The organism is Frigidibacter sp. ROC022 (genome assembly GCF_024723735.1).
Lineage (GTDB): Bacteria > Pseudomonadota > Alphaproteobacteria > Rhodobacterales > Rhodobacteraceae > SLM-1.
Genome location: NZ_JANQDU010000001.1, coordinates 721,122 through 739,443 on the forward strand (window position 1 = coordinate 721,122; position 18,322 = coordinate 739,443).

General features: G+C 65.4%; 18 protein-coding genes and 1 tRNA gene. 14 read left to right on the forward strand and 5 right to left on the reverse strand.

Annotated features, from left to right (window positions below):
• The first annotated feature begins 126 nt into the window (after window positions 1-126).
• Complete coding sequence (locus tag NUW50_RS03470) at window positions 127-1,209, forward strand: ABC transporter ATP-binding protein (RefSeq protein WP_258287670.1); 1,083 nt, start codon at window positions 127-129, stop codon at window positions 1,207-1,209.
• A gap of 9 nt (window positions 1,210-1,218) precedes the next feature.
• On the opposite strand, the gene NUW50_RS03475 is transcribed toward NUW50_RS03470, so the two are convergent.
• On the reverse strand, window positions 1,219-1,911 hold the full coding sequence (locus NUW50_RS03475; RefSeq protein WP_258287671.1) for a helix-turn-helix transcriptional regulator: 693 nt from the start codon (window positions 1,909-1,911) through the stop codon (window positions 1,219-1,221).
• A 317-nt stretch (window positions 1,912-2,228) separates the two neighbouring features.
• On the opposite strand from NUW50_RS03475, the gene NUW50_RS03480 reads away from it, so the two are divergent.
• Genes NUW50_RS03480 through NUW50_RS03495 form a run of 4 tightly spaced genes read left to right on the forward strand, consistent with a single transcriptional unit; the run spans window position 2,229 to window position 5,014 of the window.
• Window positions 2,229-2,486, forward strand: a complete 258-nt coding sequence (locus tag NUW50_RS03480; protein WP_258287672.1) for a twin-arginine translocase TatA/TatE family subunit — start codon at window positions 2,229-2,231, stop codon at window positions 2,484-2,486.
• Window positions 2,487-2,508: 22 nt separating this feature from the next.
• Entirely contained in the window at window positions 2,509-3,243 is a 735-nt protein-coding gene (gene tatB, locus NUW50_RS03485) for a Sec-independent protein translocase protein TatB (RefSeq protein ID WP_258287673.1), read from the forward strand.
• Complete coding sequence (tatC, locus tag NUW50_RS03490; RefSeq protein WP_258287674.1) at window positions 3,240-4,181, forward strand: twin-arginine translocase subunit TatC; 942 nt, start codon at window positions 3,240-3,242, stop codon at window positions 4,179-4,181. Before tatB ends, tatC begins: the two co-directional genes overlap by 4 nt.
• Window positions 4,178-5,014 (forward strand): ATP-binding protein, encoded by an 837-nt coding sequence (locus NUW50_RS03495; RefSeq protein WP_258287675.1) that lies wholly within the window; start codon window positions 4,178-4,180, stop codon window positions 5,012-5,014. Before tatC ends, NUW50_RS03495 begins: the two co-directional genes overlap by 4 nt.
• Before the next feature lie 15 nt (window positions 5,015-5,029).
• Here NUW50_RS03495 and NUW50_RS03500 read toward each other — a convergent pair whose 3' ends face one another.
• The 4 genes from NUW50_RS03500 to surE all read right to left on the reverse strand — a co-directional run bounded on the left by NUW50_RS03500 (window position 5,030) and on the right by surE (window position 8,845).
• Window positions 5,030-6,067: a Hint domain-containing protein gene (locus tag NUW50_RS03500; RefSeq protein WP_258287676.1), complete on the reverse strand. Its 1,038-nt coding sequence runs from the start codon at window positions 6,065-6,067 to the stop codon at window positions 5,030-5,032.
• A gap of 111 nt (window positions 6,068-6,178) precedes the next feature.
• Window positions 6,179-7,321: a peptidoglycan DD-metalloendopeptidase family protein gene (locus NUW50_RS03505; RefSeq protein WP_443135072.1), complete on the reverse strand. Its 1,143-nt coding sequence runs from the start codon at window positions 7,319-7,321 to the stop codon at window positions 6,179-6,181.
• 103 nt (window positions 7,322-7,424) lie between these two features.
• Window positions 7,425-8,066: a protein-L-isoaspartate(D-aspartate) O-methyltransferase gene (locus NUW50_RS03510; protein WP_258287677.1), complete on the reverse strand. Its 642-nt coding sequence runs from the start codon at window positions 8,064-8,066 to the stop codon at window positions 7,425-7,427.
• A complete protein-coding gene (surE, locus tag NUW50_RS03515; RefSeq protein ID WP_258287678.1) occupies window positions 8,063-8,845 on the reverse strand; it encodes a 5'/3'-nucleotidase SurE in 783 nt (260 codons plus the stop codon). Before surE ends, NUW50_RS03510 begins: the two co-directional genes overlap by 4 nt.
• A 109-nt stretch (window positions 8,846-8,954) precedes the next feature.
• On the opposite strand from surE, the gene NUW50_RS03520 reads away from it, so the two are divergent.
• The 9 genes from NUW50_RS03520 (at window position 8,955) to NUW50_RS03560 (ending at window position 18,312) form a co-directional block, all read left to right on the forward strand.
• Window positions 8,955-9,038, forward strand: a tRNA-Leu gene (locus tag NUW50_RS03520).
• 567 nt (window positions 9,039-9,605) lie between these two features.
• Entirely contained in the window at window positions 9,606-10,361 is a 756-nt protein-coding gene (locus tag NUW50_RS03525; RefSeq protein WP_258287679.1) for a FadR/GntR family transcriptional regulator, read from the forward strand.
• 159 nt (window positions 10,362-10,520) lie between these two features.
• Window positions 10,521-11,582 (forward strand): ABC transporter substrate-binding protein, encoded by a 1,062-nt coding sequence (locus NUW50_RS03530; protein WP_258287680.1) that lies wholly within the window; start codon window positions 10,521-10,523, stop codon window positions 11,580-11,582.
• 9 nt (window positions 11,583-11,591) lie between these two features.
• Window positions 11,592-12,410, forward strand: coding sequence for an ATP-binding cassette domain-containing protein (locus NUW50_RS03535; protein WP_258287681.1), 819 nt, complete (start codon window positions 11,592-11,594; stop codon window positions 12,408-12,410).
• A complete protein-coding gene (locus tag NUW50_RS03540; RefSeq protein ID WP_258287682.1) occupies window positions 12,400-13,620 on the forward strand; it encodes a sugar ABC transporter permease in 1,221 nt (406 codons plus the stop codon). Before NUW50_RS03535 ends, NUW50_RS03540 begins: the two co-directional genes overlap by 11 nt.
• 13 nt (window positions 13,621-13,633) lie before the next feature.
• Window positions 13,634-14,065 carry a hypothetical protein gene (locus NUW50_RS03545; RefSeq protein WP_258287683.1) on the forward strand — a complete coding sequence of 144 codons (432 nt, stop codon included), beginning with the start codon at window positions 13,634-13,636 and terminating at the stop codon, window positions 14,063-14,065.
• Window positions 14,062-15,681 (forward strand): GMC family oxidoreductase, encoded by a 1,620-nt coding sequence (locus tag NUW50_RS03550; protein ID WP_258287684.1) that lies wholly within the window; start codon window positions 14,062-14,064, stop codon window positions 15,679-15,681. The genes NUW50_RS03545 and NUW50_RS03550 overlap by 4 nt, the downstream gene beginning before the upstream one ends.
• A gap of 7 nt (window positions 15,682-15,688) precedes the next feature.
• Entirely contained in the window at window positions 15,689-17,149 is a 1,461-nt protein-coding gene (locus tag NUW50_RS03555) for an NAD-dependent succinate-semialdehyde dehydrogenase (protein ID WP_258287685.1), read from the forward strand.
• A complete protein-coding gene (locus NUW50_RS03560; protein WP_258287686.1) occupies window positions 17,146-18,312 on the forward strand; it encodes a mandelate racemase/muconate lactonizing enzyme family protein in 1,167 nt (388 codons plus the stop codon). The genes NUW50_RS03555 and NUW50_RS03560 overlap by 4 nt, the downstream gene beginning before the upstream one ends.
• The last annotated feature ends 10 nt before the right edge of the window (window positions 18,313-18,322 follow it).

The following is an 18,322-nucleotide window of genomic DNA, read 5'->3' on the forward strand; positions in this document are numbered from 1 at the left end:
GGCCGCCTCTGTGGGGGCCACCCCGCAAGGGGGCGGCGGCCTGTCGCGGCCCGGCATCTTGCCCGGCGGGCGGCAGCCTGTTAGAGCGCCAAAACCGATTGTTTCACTCGGGTTAAGGGGGCGCCGGTGCCTCAGGAATTGCAGACGCGGCTGGAGGTCTCGGGGCTCGTGCGCCGATTCGACGGGCGCGCGGCCGTGGAGGACGTGTCCTTCGAGGTCCTGGCCGGGCAGGTGGTCTGCCTGCTCGGGCCGTCCGGCTGCGGCAAGTCCACCACGCTGCGGCTGGTCGCCGGGGTCGATCGGCAGGATGCCGGCACCGTCTCGATCGACGGGCGCTGCGTTGCCGGACCCGGAATCGAGGTGCCGCCCGAGGCGCGCTCGGTCGGGCTGATGTTCCAGGATTTCGCGCTGTTTCCGCATCTGACGGTGGCGGCCAATGTCGGTTTCGGCGTCTCGGGCAGCAAGGCCGAGCGGGAAGAGCGGGTGGCGGAGCTGCTGGCGCGGATCGGGTTGTCGGGCAAGGCACGCGCCTATCCGCACGAATTGTCGGGCGGTGAGGCGCAACGGGTGGCGCTGGCCCGCGCAGTGGCGCCGCGTCCCAAGGTGATGCTGATGGACGAGCCCTTCTCGGGCCTCGACGAGCGGCTGAAGGACGACATCCGCGACCATACGCTGGCGGTGCTGAAGGAAGAGGGCACCGCAGTGCTGCTGGTCACGCATGAACCGGACGAAGCGATGCGGATGGCCGACCAGATCCTGCTGATGCGCGAGGGGCGGATCGTGCAGCGCGGCACGCCCTATCACATCTATACCGCGCCGGTGGATCGGGCGGCGGCGGCCTTCTTCAGCGATATCAACGTGATCCGCGGCGAAGTTCACGGGGCGCTGACCGAAACGCCTTTTGGCCAGTTCCTCGCCCCCGGCCATGCCGAGGGTGCGGCGGTGGATATCGTGATCCGGCCGCAGCATCTGAAGATCGACTTTGATCGGGGCGGGCACGGGCCGTTGCCGACCCCCGAGGACGGCACCCCGGCAAGGGCGGTGGTCGAGCGCGCCCGCTTCATGGGCCGCGAGAGCCTGGTCGAGTTCCGGATGGATCACGACGGCTCGCGGCTGAGCGCCACGGTGCCGCAGGTGTTTCTGCCGAAGCCGGGCACGGTCCTGTGGCTGACGATCCGGCGCGACCGCTGTTTCGTGTTCCCGGCCTGAACGCCCGGTTCAGTTGCCGTCCGGACCCTCGGTGAAGCGGGCCATGTGATCGGCCAGGGTCTTGCCGGGCTCTTCCTGGAAAGGCTCGCCGGTGTCGGAGAGCGTCTCGATCCGGTCGACCCGGAACATCCGGAAATCCTCGCGCAGTTCGCACCAGGCGGTCAGGGTCCAGAGCCGGCCCCAATACTCCATCTGCAGAGGCCGGACCACGCGCGGAACCGGATCGCGGTCGGGGGCGCCATAGGTCAGCCGCAGCCGGGTCCGGGCGCGGATCGCGGCGCGGATCACCGGCATGTGCGGAAAACCGCTGGCGGCATCGGCAAAGGGAAAGACCGCAAAGCCCCAGCCTGCCGCCGGGGCGGTGCGATGGCCGGGCAGCATTTCCTCGATCCGGGCCGAGAGCGCCCTGGCGGCCCCCTGCAACTCGGGGTCGGCACCTTCGGCGACCACTGCCATGCCGAGGTTCAGGGCTTCCAGTTCGATCTCGGAGAGGGTCAGCGGCGGCAGGGTGATCTGCGAGGTCAGGCGATAGCCCTGGCCGCGTTCGCCCTCGACCGGCACGCCCGAGGCGATCAGCGTTTCCATGTCGCGCCAGATCGTGCGGGGCGAGACCGCCAGCCGCCTGGCCATCTGGGCAGAGGTATGCAGCTGCCCGTCGCGCAGGATCTGGATCAGTTCGAACAGGCGGTCGGTGCGGCGCATGGGGCAGAGTTCGGGCCTGCGCCCCGCAAGGTCAAGGGGAGGAACGGCAGGCGCCGGTCCCGGCAACGGACCAGGGCAGGGCCGCAACGGGAGGGGAGAAGCGGGCCGATTCTGCCGGTTTCCGGTCCGTTTACCCAAGGTTAACTGACACTGAACTGTCAGTTGGGTTTGCGTCGGCGCTGAAAATCAGAGAAATTTCCGGACAGTCGAAGGAATCGCGGCCCTGCGGCCAGATGCGCCTTTTCACCGCCTGGGCGCGGACTTACACAAGGGGCCGCATAAGCGTTCGGGGGCGCATTCCCCCAGGGAGAGAACCCATGTTCAACAACATCGGCCTGCCGGGCCTGCTTCTGATCGCGGTCGTGGTCCTGGTGCTGTTCGGGCGCGGCAAAATCTCGTCGCTGATGGGCGAGGTCGGCAAAGGCATCACGGCCTTCAAGCGCGGCGTCTCGGATGGAACGAAAGAGATCGAGGACGCCGCCGCGGAAGACGCGATGGACGTGACGCCGGAAGTGGAGGCCAAGCCCGCAGCGAAAGCTGCCGCATCGAAGACCGCGGAAAAGGACAAGGCCTGAGTGCAGGCCGGGGGCTGAAGCGATGTTCGACATCGGCGGGTCAGAACTCTTGATCATCGGCGTGGTGGCGCTGATCGTGGTGGGTCCGAAGGACCTGCCAGGGATGTTCCATACCCTGGGCCGGTTCACCGCCAAGGCCCGCTCGATGGCGCGCGAATTCAGCCGGGCGATGGACGACGCGGCCAAGGAAAGCGGTGTCGGCGATGTCGCCAAGGACCTCAAGGGCATGACCTCGGCAAAGAGCCTCGGCCTGGACAAGGTGTCCCAGGCGGTCGGCAAGTTCGAGGCCTGGGACCCGATGAAGAAGGCGACCCAGAAGCCCGCCGACGGCAAGGCCACGGACAAGAAGCCCGTCGGGCCGGCCACCCAGGCGCTGAGCGAGGAACGCGCCGCCAACAAGGCCAAGATCGAGGCCGCTGCCGCCAAACGCGCGACCGAGCGCAAGGCCGCCGAGGCCGCCAAGACGTCCGACGGCGCCGAAGCCGCGGCGCCGAAAACCGCCAAGCCGGCCAAGGCGTCCGCGAAGGCCCCGGCCAAGCCACGTGCCAAGGCGGCGGCCAAGCCGGCCACCAAGTCCGCGGCGAAACCCGCGGCCAAGGCCCCTGCCAAGCCGGCCGCCAAGACGTCCGCCAAGCCCGCAGCCAAAGCGACCGGTAAGCCTGCGGCGAAGAGGGCAGGCAAACCCGCTGCCGCCGGGACCGCCGCGAAACCGGCCGCCAAGGCCGGCACCGCGGCCCGCAAGAAGCCCACGACATGAGCCCCGAAGACGAGATCGAAGACAGTTCGGCCCCGCTGATCGAGCATCTGGCCGAGTTGCGCACACGCCTGATCTGGTCTGTGCTGGCCTTTGTCGCCGGCATGGTGATCTGCTTTTCCTTCGGCAGCGCGATACTCGATTTCCTGCTGATGCCGATCGAGAAGACGATGCGCAGCCTCGGCAACCCGAACCCGGTGATGCAATACACCGCTCCGCAGGAGTATTTCTTCACCCTGATCCGGATCTCGATGGTCGGCGGGCTGGCGATTTCCTTCCCGGTGATCGGCTATCAGCTGTGGCGCTTCGTGGCGCCGGGGCTGTATCGGCAAGAAAAGAACGCCTTCCTGCCCTTCCTGATCGCCTCTCCGGTGCTGTTCCTGCTCGGCGCCAGCTTTGCCCATTTCGTCGTCGTGCCGCTGGCGATGACCTTCTTCCTCGGCTTTGCCGATCTGCCCAGTTTCGTGGCGGCGATCGTGCAGGGCGAGGCGACGGGACTGCCCGGGGCCGATGCGGTGCCCGACACCGGCATCGACATCGTCTTCAACGGCAAGGTCAACGAGACGCTGGACATCACGCTGAAGATGATCGTCGCCTTCGGCCTCTGCTTCCAGCTGCCGGTGCTTCTGACCCTGATGGGAAAGGCCGGGCTGGCCAGTTCGCGCGGGCTCAAGGCGACGCGGAAATATGCGGTGGTCGGCATTCTGGTGGTCGCGGCCCTGGTCACGCCGCCGGACGTGACGACCCAGGTGATCCTCTTCACCGTGGTCTACGGGCTTTATGAGATTTCGATCTTCCTGGTCGTCTGGGTCGAGAAGAAGAAGGACGAAGAGGCCCGGGCCGAGGGCATCATCGGTGAAGACGAAAGCCTGTTCGACATCCCCGAGGATGACGACGAGCCAGAGCCCGAACCGGAGGCAGACGAGGAGCCGAAGCCATGAGTGACCCGTTGATCCGCATTGCCGAGGCGCTGGAGCGGGTCAGCCCGCCGCCCATGTCGGCACCGGATTTCGGGGCGGCGGACGCCTTTGTCTGGCATGTCTCGCCCGACCGGCTGGAACCGGTGCCCAGGGTCTCGCGCATCGGGGTGGATCTGCTGGTCGGGATCGACCGGGCCCGCGACATCCTGATCGAGAACACGCGCCAGTTCGCGCGCGGGGTCCCGGCCAACAACGCACTGCTCTGGGGTGCACGCGGGATGGGAAAATCCTCGCTGGTCAAGGCGGTGCATGCCCTGGTCGCGGCCGAAGTGCCGGGGTTGAAGATCGTCGAGCTCCAGCGCGAGGACCTGCCCTCCGTCACCCGGCTGCTGCGGCACCTGCGGGCCTCGGACTACCGGTTCCTGCTGTTCTGCGACGATCTGAGCTTCAGCCAGGACGACCAGCATTACAAGAGCCTCAAGGCGGTGCTGGACGGCGGCATCGAAGGCCGGCCCGAGAATGTCCTGTTCTACGCCACCTCGAACCGCCGCCACCTGATGCCGCGTGACATGATCGAGAACGAACGTTCGACCGCGATCAGCCCTTCGGAAGCCGTGGAGGAAAAGGTCTCGCTGTCGGATCGCTTCGGTTTGTGGCTGGGCTTCCACCCCTGCGATCAGGACCAGTATCTGGCGATGATCCGGGGCTATTGCGATGCGCACGGGCTGGAGATCGATGACGACGAGTTGCGGGCCGAGGCGATCGAATGGCAGGCGACGCGCGGGTCCCGGTCGGGCCGGGTGGCCTGGCAGTTCTTCACCGATCTGGCCGGGCGGCGCGGATTGCGACTCTGATCCGCCGGGCCCTGGTCAGGCCGCCAGCAGGCAGCTTGCCTCGAAGCTCTTCAGCGACCGCCGGGCCGCCGGGCCCGTGGTGGCGGGATTCATCGGCAGGTCCGGGAACAGGGTCAGCAGTTCTTCCGCCGCTTCCGGCGCCAGGCTGGCCAGCGATTGCTCGCCCGGCTGGAAGCTCTCCGAGGCGACCCCTTCGGCAAAGACGATCTCGTGCCGGTCGAAGAGGATGTGGTGATAGGTGACGCTGCCGCCTTCGATCCGGGTTATCGTGCTTCCGTTGACCATGTCCTTGGCGCGGACCAGAACCGAACCTTCACCGAATAGCAGTTCCGCGCGCCAGTCCGACACCAGGATCCGGTGCTGCGGCGAGACCAGAAGGCGCCGGCTGTTGCCGATGGCGCCCGGGGCGAAGGCGACCGGCGCCATGCTGCCGCGCGCGGGAACCCGGCGACAGCCGCTCCAGCGCAGCGGTTGCGGACCGCGGTCCTTGGTCAGGACAAGGTCGCCCGGAACCATGTCCTCGATCGGGCGCGGCCCTTCGGGCGTCTCGATCAGCGTCCCGGCGGCAAAGCAGACCACGGTGCCGCCCATCTCGGAATGCGCCGTGTAGGAATCGTTCTTGACCACCGGTCCGACGGTATAGCTGCCGGGCGGCGGCACCCCGTCGGGAAAGACGAGGTAATAGCCGTTGTCGGTTTCGAGATCGATGAAATCGTTGTTGTTGAAGTCGATGTCTATGACGCCGACGCGGTAGGTGTCGCCGCCGCTCGACACGGTGAAGGTATAATCCCAGATGGTCTGGTAATAGGCGCCGTCGACATAGGCGAGTTGCTCCCAGGAGCCGCCGATCTGTTCGTTGCTTCCGATCTGCTCGTTGGTGTTGTCGCCGTTGAAGACCGTTGCGCCGTCGTTCTCGCGGACGTGGAACCAGGTCTGATCGCCGGTATAGCTCCAGGTGCTGCCCTCGCTGGGCGCATAGGCGTAATTCTGCGGCACCCCGTCGACCAGGGTCTGGGTGCCGTAGATCGCATTATATCCAAAATAAACTGACATCGTACCCGTTCTGTCCCCAGTCCAGGGAACAGACCTAGCGGATGAATTGTCCCAAACTTTGCAACGACTGTGCCCAAACTGCGTCTTTTTTCCACGCCGGGCGGTCGGGGATCAGTTCAGGAAGGGCACCGGATCGACGCTTTCGAAGCCTTCGCGGACCTCGAAATGCACGAAGGGCGGGTTGCCCTTGCGGACCACGCCGATGGCCTGCCCGCGCTTGACCTTGTCGCCCTTCGAGACCTTGATCGCGTCGAGCCCCGCATAGACGGTGAGCAGGTTGTTGGCGTGGCGGATGACGAGGATCGGCGTCTGCTCGGTGTCCCGGGTGATCGCGGCGACGGTGCCGTCACCGGCGGCCACGACCGTGCTGCCGGCGGCGGCGGAAATGTCGATGCCCTCGTTCTTCTTCTTTGCGTATTCGCGGATGATCTTGCCGGCCACCGGCATCGCCAGCCGCGAGCTCGAGGATTTGCCCTTGGACAGGTCAGGCGAGGCGGGCACGTCCTTGGGCGTCACCGGCGCCACATCTTCGGCGGGCAGGGGCTCCTTGGCCGAGGGCGGCTCGGGCGTGGGAGAGCCGGTGCCGGGCAGGGGTTCGGGCTCGGCGGTGCGCGGCGCCACGGGCTGGGTGACCGGGATCAGCAGATACTGGCCCTCGCGGATCGCGAGATCAGGCCCCAGCCCGTTCCATTCCGACAGGGCGCGGACCGAGACGTTGTAGAGCCGGGCGATGGAATAGGCGGTTTCGCCGCGTGCCACCTTGTGGCGCACCGGCTCGGGGCTGCTGGGGGTCGCCGGGGAGGCGGCCGGCGCCGGATTGGCACCTTCGGCGCGGTCGAGCGCCGAACCGGCGATGACCGACACATCGACATTGCCGCCCGAGGGCAGCGCCCCGGTGGCGGGCGAGGGCTCGGCCACCCGGCGCGGCAGGGCCAGCACCTCGTTGGCGCGCAGGGTGTCGCCGGTGGACAGGCCGTTGTAGCGGGCCAGTTCTTCGGCCCCCAGACCGACCCGGGCGGCGACGCTGGCGACGGTATCGCCACGGCGGGCCACGACCACCTGATAGCCGGGATAGGAGATCACGCCGCGATCATCGGTGGCGGGCCGGTCGAGGCTGCGCTGGCGGACCGCATCCGAGGTGTCGAATCCGTTGCCGAGGTCGCGAAGATCGAAATCTATCGGATCCGTGCATCCGGCCAGCGCCAGAAGCGCCGCACCCGTCATCAGACCGCGAGAAATGCGAATAGTCATCATGCTCACCACCTCTTGTCCGCGGTTCGTCTTCATTGCGAACCTTGGCCACCCCACGCCGGTTGCCCGGCGCCTTGTTCCATCCCGACGCACCGCAGGCGCGGCGCTAGTCCTGTCCCAGCCCCTCGACCAGCGGCACGAAGCGCACCGGACGCAGTTCCTCGTAATCGTAACCCGTCTCCGAGCGCGTGACGCGGATCAGGCTCTGCACCGTATCGGACTGGCCGACGGGTATCACCATGATACCGCCAATCCGGAGTTGCGACAACAGGGTGCCGGGCGGGTCCTCGGCGGCCGCGGTGACCAGAATCCGGTCGAAGGGCGCCTGTTCCGGCAGCCCGTGGCTGCCGTCCGCCGTCATCGCCGTGATGTTGGTCAGTTTCAGCTCGTCGAACACCGCCTGCGCCTCGCGCACCAGGCGCCGGAACCGGTCCACCGTGTAGACCCGCCGCGCCAGCTTGCTGAGGATCGCCGCCTGATAGCCCGAACCGGTGCCGACCTCGAGTATCTTGTCGCGCGGCGAGATGTTCAGCGCCTGGGTCATCAGCCCGACCACCGAGGGTTGGCTGATCGTCTGGCCGCAGGGGATCGGCAGCGGCGTATCTTCGTAGGCGCGTTCGGCGAAGAGGCCGCGCACGAAGGTGCCCCGGTCGATCGTCTCCATCGCGCCGAGCACGCGCGCATCCGTCACCCCGTGCGAACGGAGCGTGTAGAGGAACTGCATCTGGCGTTCGGCGTCGTCGATCATTCCAGCGCGTCCCGCAGCGCCGCCAGCCGGTCATGCGCGGTCAGGTCGGCGCGCATCGGGGTGATCGAGACATATCCGTCCAGATTGGCGGCGGCATCGGTGCCGGCCCCGGTCGGATGGTGCTGTGCCCCGCCCTTGATCCAGAGGAACTTGCGCCCGTTCGGCGCGATGCTGGGGGCGACGCCGAAGCTGGTCGCCTCGCGGAAGCCCTGCGTTGTGACCCGGCGGCCCTTCACGGCCGAGGCCGGGCAGGGCGGGAAATTGACGTTGTAGAACAGCCGGTAGTCTTCCTCGCGCCAGTCGCCGTTCTCCCAGATCGCGCGGACCGCATCGGTGCCATGGGCGGCGGCGGCCTCGAACGGGTTGTCGAGATCGGCGTTGCCCGGTCCCCAGAACTGCGACAGGGCGATGGCGCGCAACCCCTGCAGGGCGCCCTCCATCGCGGCCCCGATGGTACCCGAGTAAAGCGTGTTCTCGGCCGCGTTGTTGCCCTTGTTGACGCCCGAGAGCACCAGATCGGGCGCGGCGTGCAGCACTTCGTGGACCCCGGCCAGCACGCAATCGGCGGGCGAGCCCTCGCAGGCAAAGCGGCGCGGTCCGAATTCGGAGATCATCACCGGTCGGGTGTAGGAGATGCAATGCGCGACGCCGGACTGCTCGAAGGCCGGGGCGACGGTCCAGACTTCGCCCGAGGGGCCGGCAATGGCCTCGGCGATGGCCTCGAGCACTTTCAGCCCGGGTGCGTTGATTCCGTCGTCGTTGGTGATCAGGATTTTCATGATGGTCCCTTCAATGGTTCCTTAGTCGCCCGGCCCGCCCGGGTAAAGAATCCACGCAAATTTGCAATGGACCGTGGCTTTCCGGCGCGCTAGAACCAGCCCCGGTGCTGCCCGAGTGGTGGAATGGTAGACGCAGCGGATTCAAAATCCGCCGCCGCAAGGCGTGCGAGTTCGAGTCTCGCCTCGGGCACCAGATTTTCCGGCAACCACTGTCGATGACAATGTCATCTGCGGCACCGGCGTTCCATGCCTTCCGTTGTGTCCTCCTTTAGGGAGGTGCGTGTTTGCGTGGCTTGCGGTGCCGATGGCACGAGCCTAGCGAATTGGGCGGGGCCGATTGTAGCTCCGGAAGCCGGCGACTGGATGGGGCAAGCTATCGGAACGGTGGTGCCGGAACTCGCCAGGCAAGTGTGAAAGGGGCCGGTCTCGCCGGCGGGAGCATGCGGTGTTGCCGCCGGCTTCTGCCCGCGGAAGGTGCGCGCATCAGGTCGGCACATTGCCGCGCGCGACATAATCCTGGAGAGCGCGTTCGAGGGCCTGGAGAAGGCGCTTCAACTGCCATGACAGCGTTTGCGCTCTGGATCATGTCCCAACGACTGGATTGATGGTCAGCCGGTGGGCAGGTTGACGTCCTCGGTTCTGGCTGTGTGGGCTTTCGTATTTCCGCGTCGCGCGGGATGAAAACCACCGGGCGCAATATGCGGCCCAATAGAGCAAAAACATCTAGACAAAGGAAACATCACATGTTTATGAAGTTGCCATGAGCGAGCTTCTTTTTTACGATCTGAAAGACGTGGTGGGCATCACGCCGAACCTGACCACCCAGGTCAGCCGCGAGATCGGGCGGCGCATCGTGGCTGGTCATTATCGCGAGAATGATCTTGTCGAGGATGAGGGCAAGCTTGCGGCGCGTTTCGGGGTCAGCAAGACGGTGGTGCGCGAGGCGGTCAAGCTTCTGGTCGCCAAGGGGCTGCTCGAGGTCCGGCGCGGCATAGGCACCCGTGTGCGTCGGAGAAGCAGCTGGAACCTGCTCGATGACGACGTTCTTGCCTGGCATCAGGGGGTGGAGCCGCGTCCGGAATTCCTTCGCCAGTTGATGGATGTTCGTCAGGTGTTCGAGCCAAGTGCCGCAGCATGGGCGGCCGTTTCTGCCACTGACGAACAGATCCTGGAAATCCGCTCCGCACAGGACAGAATGGAGTCTGCCGCGTCGATCGAGGCTTTCGTTGTGGCCGATGCGCTGTTTCACCGGGCCATCCTGCGCGCCGCAAACAACGAGATCCTGATGGCAATGGAAGGGGTCATCTTCTCGGCTCTGCTCAGTTCGATCCGGCTGACCAACGCAGACCCGCGCGAGAACCAGCGGTCAATTCCCCTCCACAGGCAGGTGCTTGAGGCGATCGAGGCGCGGGACGGTGCGCGTGCCATGGCGACGATGACCGAACATCTGGGGGATACCCACACCCGCCTTTCCGGCGCGATTGCGGGTTTTGGCAAGGCCGGGAGAACAGGCTGACAAACAGATTGCCAGTGGCCGGGACGGTGGCCGGCTAGTGGCGGCAGTTCGAGACAACTTGGAACCTGGCTCGAACTGCCCGTGCGGCCCTGAAAAGGGTTGACTGCCACCAGACACCTCGGCGCGGAAAGCGCCACAGACATCGAGACGGAGGATAAGATGTTCTTGAAGGCTACAAAAGGTCTATTGGCAGGCAGTGTGGCCGCTGCCGCTTTCTTCGCGGGCGGGGCGGCGTCGGCGAAGGATATGGTGGCGCTGTTGCTGCCCGAAAACGTGAACCCGCGCTGGGAACAGCAGGATGCCGCCGCCTTCAAGGCGCGGATGGCCGAGATCGCGCCGGATGTGGATGTCGAAGTGTTCAACGCGAACAACGACACCGCAATGCAGCAACGGCAGGCGGAACAGGCGTTGACGCAGGGCGCCGATGTCCTGGTGGTGATCCCGATCGACGGTGACAGTTCCGCGATCATCGCGGATACGGCGGCCGAGGAGGGCGTGCCGACAATCGCCTATGACCGCATGATCAATTCGGAGAATACGCTGGTCTGGATCCAGGCCGACATGTTTGCCACCGGTGCTGCCCAGGCGCAACACGTGGTGGACAACACGAAATCCGGGGACACGCTGGTATTGCTCCGCGGCTCGCCGACCGATCCCAATGCGGCCGTGATCTCGGATGGCCAGATGTCGGTCCTGCAGCCGCTGTTCGACTCGGGCGAGCGCATCCTGGGGTACGAGAACTGGACGCCGGGTTGGGATCCCGCCATCGCCCGCCGCTCCATGGACCAGGCCCTGACGCTGCTGGGCAATAATGTGCAGGGCGTTGTTTCCTCGAACGATGGTAACGCCGGCGCCGCTATCGCGGCGATGGAAGAACAGGGCATGGCCGGCACGGTCCCGGTATCGGGCCTTGACTGCACCGTCCAGGCGCTGCAGCTGATGCTGCTGGGCAAGCAGACCCAGTGCGGTTGGCGCCCGTTGCACGAGATGGGCTATGCTGCTGCCGAAGTGGCTGTCCGTCTCCTCAAGGACGAGCCCTATGACGACCTGGCGACCGAGGTCGTGCAGAATGGCGTCGGGGCGGACGTGGCCTTTGTGCCGATTGACGCCTATTCGGCTGTCGGCACCGAGGGCGTGGGCTATGTGATCGAACACGATCCCTCGGTCACACGCGAGATGGTGTGCCAGGGTGAAGCGGCCAAGACCGACTTCTGTCAGTAGCCCCCTGTCATGACACGAAACGAGGAAAGAGTGGTGGGGCGGTCAGCCCCACCAGCGCACCTTGCCGTGCGCGGAATCCACAAGCGGTTCGGCGGTGTCCATGCCCTGAAAGGCGTGGATTTCGAGGTCGCCCGCGGTGAGGTCATGGCGCTGGTTGGTGACAACGGCGCCGGTAAGTCGACCCTGATGAAGGTGCTGGCCGGGGCCCTTACGGCGGACGAGGGACAGTTCTTTCTCGACGACAGGCCAGTCGGAGTGAACTCCCCCAACGATGCGGCCGCGCTTGGCATCCAGATCGTCTACCAGGACTTGGCCCTGTGCGAGAACCTTGATGTGGCGGCGAACCTGTCGCTGGGCACGGAACCTGTCAAGCCGGGATGGGGATTCCTTCCCCGCCTGCTGCGCCCGCTGGACGAACTGGAAATGGAGGTCCGGGCACGCAGCGCAATCGACCGTCTGGAAGTGCGGACGCTGCAATCGGTGCGCGCCAAGGTCGGCGGCTTGTCCGGCGGTCAGCGACAGGCAATCGCAATTGCCCGCGCTGTGGGGGCGCAAAGCACCGTCGTGATGCTCGACGAACCGACCGCCGCCCTGGGTGTCGCGCAGACCCGGCAGGTGTTGGAGGTGGTCAAGCGCATGCGCGAGACAGGTCACGCCGTGGTCTACATCTCTCACAACATGCGCGATATCTTCGAGGTGTCCGACAGGATCTGCGTGCTGCGTCATGGCAGTAATGTCGCCACTTACCGCACTGCGGACACCAATCCCGATGAGATCGTCGTCGCCATGACGCGCGGCCTTGACCCGAGCACATCCGATGCAGCCTGACGCCCGCCTTTCCCTGCTGGACCGCTTCCGCGCGCTGCGCCGGACGCAATTCGGCACCTTCGTTCCCGTGCTGTTCGCCCTTGCGGTGATCTGGGGCTACTTCGGCCTCGTGATGCCGCTCTACGACCTGGCGACCGGTGCGGCAGATAGTTTTCGCGTGATCTTTCTAAGTCCGCGCAACATCTACAACCTGTTCATGCAGTCCTCGGTCATCGCGACGCTGGCGGTGGGCATCACTGTAGTCTTGTTGCTGGGCGATATCGACTTGTCGGCCGCGGCGACCGCGGGCGTCTGCGCGGCGCTACTGGGCGTGCTGGTGCTGGCCGGGGTTCCGGGTTGGCTGGCCTGTTTGATCGTCATGGCGATCGGTACCCTGATGGGATTGGCCCAGGGCCTGCTGGTGGCCTATGTCGGTATTCCCGCCTTCGTGGTCACGCTGGCCGGCCTGCTTGGATTCCAGGGGCTGATGCAGAAGATCCTGCCGACCGGGAACCTGAATGTCAGCGACCCCTTCGTGCGCGGATTCGCGCGGGTTCTGATCCCCGACCTGTGGGGTGTCGCGCTTGGGATTGTGGTGGTGGCACTCTTTGCCTACGGGAGCCTGCGAAAGCAGATGAAGCGTCGGGCCCGGGGGCTTGAAATCGATAGCCCGCTGGCCCTGTGGGGACAGGTTTTCCTGTTCGGGGTCATCGTGATCTCGGTCATCCTGACGCTGAACGCCTATCGCTCGCTGCCTCTGCTGCTGGTGCTGCTTGTCGGCATTACCGGCCTGCTGGGATGGATCACCACATCGACGCCTTTCGGTCGTGCCCTGTTTGCCGTGGGCGGCAATGCCGAAAGCGCACGGCGAGTAGGAATGAAGGTCAAGCGCATCCGCGCGGCAGGATTCGGCATCGTCGGGTTGATGGCGGCGATCGGCGGGATTTTCGGCGCCTCGCGCTATGGCTCGGTCTCCTACACGGCCTTTGCCGGCGGTTCGCTGCTACTGGAAGCAATCGGGGCGGCGGTTATTGGCGGTACGTCCCTGTTTGGCGGGCGCGGGTCGGTCTGGAACGCGATCCTTGGTGCGCTGGTCATCGGGTCTCTCGGCAACGGTCTGGACCTGACCGGAGCGAGTGCGGCCGACAAGCTGATGGTGTCCGGCGCCATACTGCTTCTGGCTGTTGCCATAGATGCAGTTTCCCGCGGCGACTCTGCAGGTAGCCGATAGGAGGACGATGATCATGCAATCCGATATCGAACTGCTGACAGCGATCCTGGACCAGTTGATCCCGGCCAATCCCGATCGCGCCATTCCCGGCGCCGGGCAGCTTGGACTGGCGTCCGGCCTCATCGAAGCGACCGAACCGACCCTTGCTTCGGCGATCAGGGCGTTGCTCTCGGAGGTGCGAGCGCAGCCCGGCGAGGTCTCGCCCAGGCTCGTCTCCCGGTTGGAGAAGGACCGCCCGGAGGACTTTAGGCAACTGCTGAGCGCCGTCTACATGGCCTACTACAGCCGTCCCGACATGCGCGAAAAGCTGGGCGTCGGGGCGCATCCGGTGCATCCGAAGGGCTATCCAGTGGATCGGGAACCGCCCGAGCTGATGAAACGGCTGACCGCCCCGGTTCGGGCGCGTGGGCCGATCTATCGAGATCCGACGGGAGGTGCAGCATGAGCCATGAACCGGTAGATGTCCTGATCATCGGAGCCGGCGCGTCGGGCGCGGCGATCGCCTGGTCGCTTCTCGAGACGCGCATGCGGATCCTGTGCCTGGAACAGGGCGGCCACCTGCCCGACAGAGACTTTCCTTCACGCCGCGAGGACTATGAACTGGCCCGTTATGCCGAGTTCTCCTGCGATCCCAACGTGCGACGGCAACCGCAAGACTACCCGATCAATTCGAACGACAGCTGCATCACACCGGTCAACTGGAACGGTGTCGGTGGCTCGACCATCAATTTCCTCGGGCATTGGCCACGGATGCGGCCTTCGGACTTCCGCACCCGGACGCTGGATGGCGTCGGAGAGGACTGGCCGCTCGACTACCACACCCTTGCCCCGTTCTACGACATGAACGATGCCAACACCGGCGTCTCCGGTCTTGCGGGCAATCCGGCATACCCTGAGTACAAGCCACCCCTGCCGCCGATTCCGATTGGCAAGCTCGGACAGACCCTGGCGCAGGGGTTCAACAAGCTGGGTTGGCATTGGTGGCCTTCGGATGTCGCCATCCTCAGCGAGGATCGCGACGGACGACAGAAATGCGTCAACGCGGGCACCTGCGATCTGGGCTGTGCGGCGGGCGCGAAGGGCGGAACCAATTTCACTTACTGGCCGATCCTCGAGAATGCCGGGGTGGAACTGCGCACCAGGTCCCGGGTCCGGGAAATCCTGGTCGATCAGCGTACGGGCCTTGCCTCCGGCGTGCTGTATCACGGGGCGGACGGGCAGTTGCACGAACAGAAGGCCGAAATGGTGGTCGTCGCCTGCAACGGGATCGGCACACCGCGGCTGTTGCTCAACTCGCGTTCCGGCCTGTTTCCCGAGGGGCTTGCCAATCGCTCGGGCATGGTCGGCAAGAACCTGATGTTCCATCCGTTGATCGGGGTCACGGGGGTCTTTGACGAACCCATGCTGGGGCATGAGGGGCCGATGGCCTGCTCAATCCTCAGTCAGGAGTTCTACGAGTCCGACCCTTCGCGCGGTTTCGTGCGGGGCTATGGGCTGCATTCGGGCCGCTCCACCACGCCTATGACCTATGCGCTTGGCGGCTATGGTATCGACGACCCGATCCCCTGGGGGGCGGCGCACCGCGAGATCATGGATGAGATCTATCCCTATCTCGCCGGGCTCACCATCGTGTCCGAGGATCTGCCGGAAGAAGAGAACTGCGTCACTCTCGACCCGGAACTGACCGACAGTGACGGCATCCCGGCCCCGAAGATTACCTATCGACTGGGCGAGAATACCCGGCGGATGCTGGAACATGGCGAGGCCCGTGCCAGTGAGGTGCTGCGGGCCGCCGGCGCCCGTAGGATTCTGTCGAAGGGGGATGGAAAGGTCTGGTGGCGGGCAGGGTGGCACCAGATGGGCACATGCCGGATGGGCAATGATCCCGAGCGGTCGGTTGTGAATAGCTGGGGGCGCAGCCACGATGTCAAGAACCTGTTCATCGTCGATGGGTCGATCTTCGTGACGGCCGGTGCTGTGAACCCGACATCGACCATCCAGGCGCTGGCTCTCTATGTCGGCGACCGGATCAAGACCAATATCGCCAACCTTTTCGACTGAGGGCCAGATGGAATTCCCGACAGAGATGTATATTGACGGTGCCCTGGTGGCGGGGGGCGGCCGGAAGGACGTGGTGAACCCCGCCACCGAGGAACTGATCGCAACCGTCGCCACCGCCAGGCTGCCAGAGGCCGAACTTGCTTTGCAGGCGGCCAAGGCTGCTTTCCCGGGGTGGGCGCGGGCACCGATCTGCGAGCGCCAGGGCTGGATGCGGCGCCTGCGGGACGAGGTGATCGCCGAGGAAGAGCTGCTGCGCAGCTGCGTCCACCACGAAATGGGTAAGCCCTGGGCGCAGACGCATGAGGATTGGGACCGCCTTGTCGTCTCGCTCGACTACTATGCAGAGGAGATCGCACGGGTCGCCGACATCGGCCTTGTGGACCGGGCCGGAACCCACAGCCACCGGCTGGTGCATGAACCCGCCGGGGTGGCCCTTGCCTTCCTGGCCTGGAACTTCCCGCTTCTGAACCTGGCTTTCAAGATCGGTCCGGCGATGGCGGCGGGTTGCCCGATCATCATTCGTCCTTCCGAGGCCACACCGGTCTCGGCCTATGCCGTCGGGATGCTGTGCGAAAGGATCGGGCTGCCCCGCGGGGTTGTGCAGATCCTCTGCACTGACGGATACGATGTGGCTGATGCGCTGACGGCCTCGACCATTCCGGCGGTGGTGACGCTCATTGGATCCACCAAGACCGGGCAGCACATCATGCGGGCCGGCGCGACCTCGATCAAGCGCTACTCAATGGAACTGGGCGGCAACGCGCCGGTTCTCGTCTTTGGCGATGCCGACCTGGATCTGGCCGCCGACGTGATCTGCGGCGTCAAGTTCTCGAATGCCGGCCAGATCTGCGTCTCTCCCAACCGGGTCTTCGTGGCCGAGTCGGTACACGCGACATTCCGCGAGAAGCTGCGCAGCCGGGCGCAGGCCGCCAGGGTCGGCTTCGATCGCCACCAGGACATCACCACGGGCCCGCTCATCGACGGTCGGGCCTGGACCCGGATCAAGGGGTTGATCGACAGCGCGGTGGCAGAGGGCGCGACGCTGCTGGCGGGCGGCGGCAGGCCGCCGCATCTGAACAAGGGCCATTACATCGCGCCGACGGTGCTCGACGGCGTCACCGAGACAATGGATGTCTACCGCCAGGAAACCTTCGGCCCCATCGTCAGCGTGATCCCCTTTGCTGACGAGTCGCGGCTTCTGGAGATGGCCAACGACTGCGACGAAGGCGGGCTGACCGCCTATCTGTTCACACGCGACCTGTCACGGGCCGAGGCCTGGGCAGGTCGGCTTCGCTACGGCGAAATCCAGATCAACGGGGTGAAATACGACATCGACCTGCCGCATGGCGGGATCGGCCAATCCGGACTCGGGCATGATTGCTCGCCCTTGGCATTGCACGACTATCTGGTGGTGAAACGGATAACCCGCGCGCTGGACACGAGCCGCTTCGAGAGGCTGAACGCATGAAGATCATCAGGGTTACCAGCCACGTCCTGCAATACGACCTGCCGGAAGAGCTTGGCTACTCGCAGCAGTTCTATTCCCGGCGCACGGCACATCTGGTGGAGATCGAAACAGACGAGGGCATAACCGGGTGGGGAGAGTGCTTCGGCCCCGGAAACGTGGCGCTCGCCAACAAGGGGATCGTGGAGAAGGTCATCCAGCCGATGGTGCTGGGCGACGACCCGATGGACCGTGACGTTATCTGGCACAAGGTCTACAACCTCCTGCGCGACCACGGCCAGAAGGGCATGCCTATGCAGGCGCTGTCGGGGGTGGATATTGCGCTTTGGGACATTGCGGGCAAGGTCGCGGGCCTGCCGCTGCACAAGCTCATCGGTGGGGCACATCGCGACCGGATCTCGGCTTACGGTTACGGCATGATGCTCAAGCGGGAAAGCATTGAGGATCACGTCATGCGCTTCCGTGACGAGGCGGCGGCGATCATCGGCATGGGCTTTGTTGCCACCAAGATGAAGGTCGGACTGGGGCCGCGCGCCGATGTGCGCATGTGCGAAGCGGTGGCCGTCGGGACCGGCGACGCGGGCCGCTTCATGGTCGATGCCAATCATTGCTACACAACATCGGACGCGTTCTATGTCGGTCGGGCGCTGGAAGATCTGGGGGCCTACTGGTTCGAAGAGCCGATCGCACCAGAAGATTTGGACGGCTACCGCGAGCTACGGTCTGGCCTGAAGGTCAACATCTCCGGCGGCGAGGCCGAATTTAACCGCTGGGGTTGGCGCAGTATCCTCGAGAACCGGGGGCTCGACATCGCACAACCGGAGGTCTGCGCCCTTGGCGGTATCAGCGAGTATTTGCGTGTCCTGACGCTCTGCCACGCCCATTTCACCCCCGTGATCAACCATGTCTGGGGCTCTGCCGTGGCGGTCGCCACCAACCTGCACCTGCTGGCCGCCATGCCAGCGCTGCCGGGCGGGCTGACGCCGTGGGAGCCAATGCTGGAGTTCGACACCACCCACAACCTGTTTCGCGACGAACTGCTGAAGGAGCCGCTGGACATTCGGGGCCAGGTTGCCCGCAATCACGGGATGGTTGCGATCCCCCAGGGGCCCGGCCTTGGCATCGAACCCGACCGGGAATTCATCCGGGCCTACGAGGTCGCGTAGCTCGGCCAAG

Bases quoted from the DNA above. Each gene is read 5' to 3' on its own strand.
- NUW50_RS03475 (WP_258287671.1), bottom strand. From the start codon at position 1,911: ATGCGCCGCACCGACCGCCTGTTCGAACTGATCCAGATCCTGCGCGAC.
- NUW50_RS03480 (WP_258287672.1), top strand. From the start codon at position 2,229: ATGTTCAACAACATCGGCCTGCCGGGCCTGCTTCTGATCGCGGTCGTG.
- tatB (WP_258287673.1), top strand. From the start codon at position 2,509: ATGTTCGACATCGGCGGGTCAGAACTCTTGATCATCGGCGTGGTGGCG.
- tatC (WP_258287674.1), top strand. From the start codon at position 3,240: ATGAGCCCCGAAGACGAGATCGAAGACAGTTCGGCCCCGCTGATCGAG.
- NUW50_RS03495 (WP_258287675.1), top strand. From the start codon at position 4,178: ATGAGTGACCCGTTGATCCGCATTGCCGAGGCGCTGGAGCGGGTCAGC.
- NUW50_RS03500 (WP_258287676.1), bottom strand. From the start codon at position 6,067: ATGTCAGTTTATTTTGGATATAATGCGATCTACGGCACCCAGACCCTG.
- NUW50_RS03505 (WP_443135072.1), bottom strand. From the start codon at position 7,321: ATGATGACTATTCGCATTTCTCGCGGTCTGATGACGGGTGCGGCGCTT.
- NUW50_RS03510 (WP_258287677.1), bottom strand. From the start codon at position 8,066: ATGATCGACGACGCCGAACGCCAGATGCAGTTCCTCTACACGCTCCGT.
- surE (WP_258287678.1), bottom strand. From the start codon at position 8,845: ATGAAAATCCTGATCACCAACGACGACGGAATCAACGCACCCGGGCTG.
- NUW50_RS03525 (WP_258287679.1), top strand. From the start codon at position 9,606: ATGAGCGAGCTTCTTTTTTACGATCTGAAAGACGTGGTGGGCATCACG.
- NUW50_RS03530 (WP_258287680.1), top strand. From the start codon at position 10,521: ATGTTCTTGAAGGCTACAAAAGGTCTATTGGCAGGCAGTGTGGCCGCT.
- NUW50_RS03535 (WP_258287681.1), top strand. From the start codon at position 11,592: ATGACACGAAACGAGGAAAGAGTGGTGGGGCGGTCAGCCCCACCAGCG.
- NUW50_RS03540 (WP_258287682.1), top strand. From the start codon at position 12,400: ATGCAGCCTGACGCCCGCCTTTCCCTGCTGGACCGCTTCCGCGCGCTG.
- NUW50_RS03545 (WP_258287683.1), top strand. From the start codon at position 13,634: ATGCAATCCGATATCGAACTGCTGACAGCGATCCTGGACCAGTTGATC.
- NUW50_RS03550 (WP_258287684.1), top strand. From the start codon at position 14,062: ATGAGCCATGAACCGGTAGATGTCCTGATCATCGGAGCCGGCGCGTCG.
- NUW50_RS03555 (WP_258287685.1), top strand. From the start codon at position 15,689: ATGGAATTCCCGACAGAGATGTATATTGACGGTGCCCTGGTGGCGGGG.
- NUW50_RS03560 (WP_258287686.1), top strand. From the start codon at position 17,146: ATGAAGATCATCAGGGTTACCAGCCACGTCCTGCAATACGACCTGCCG.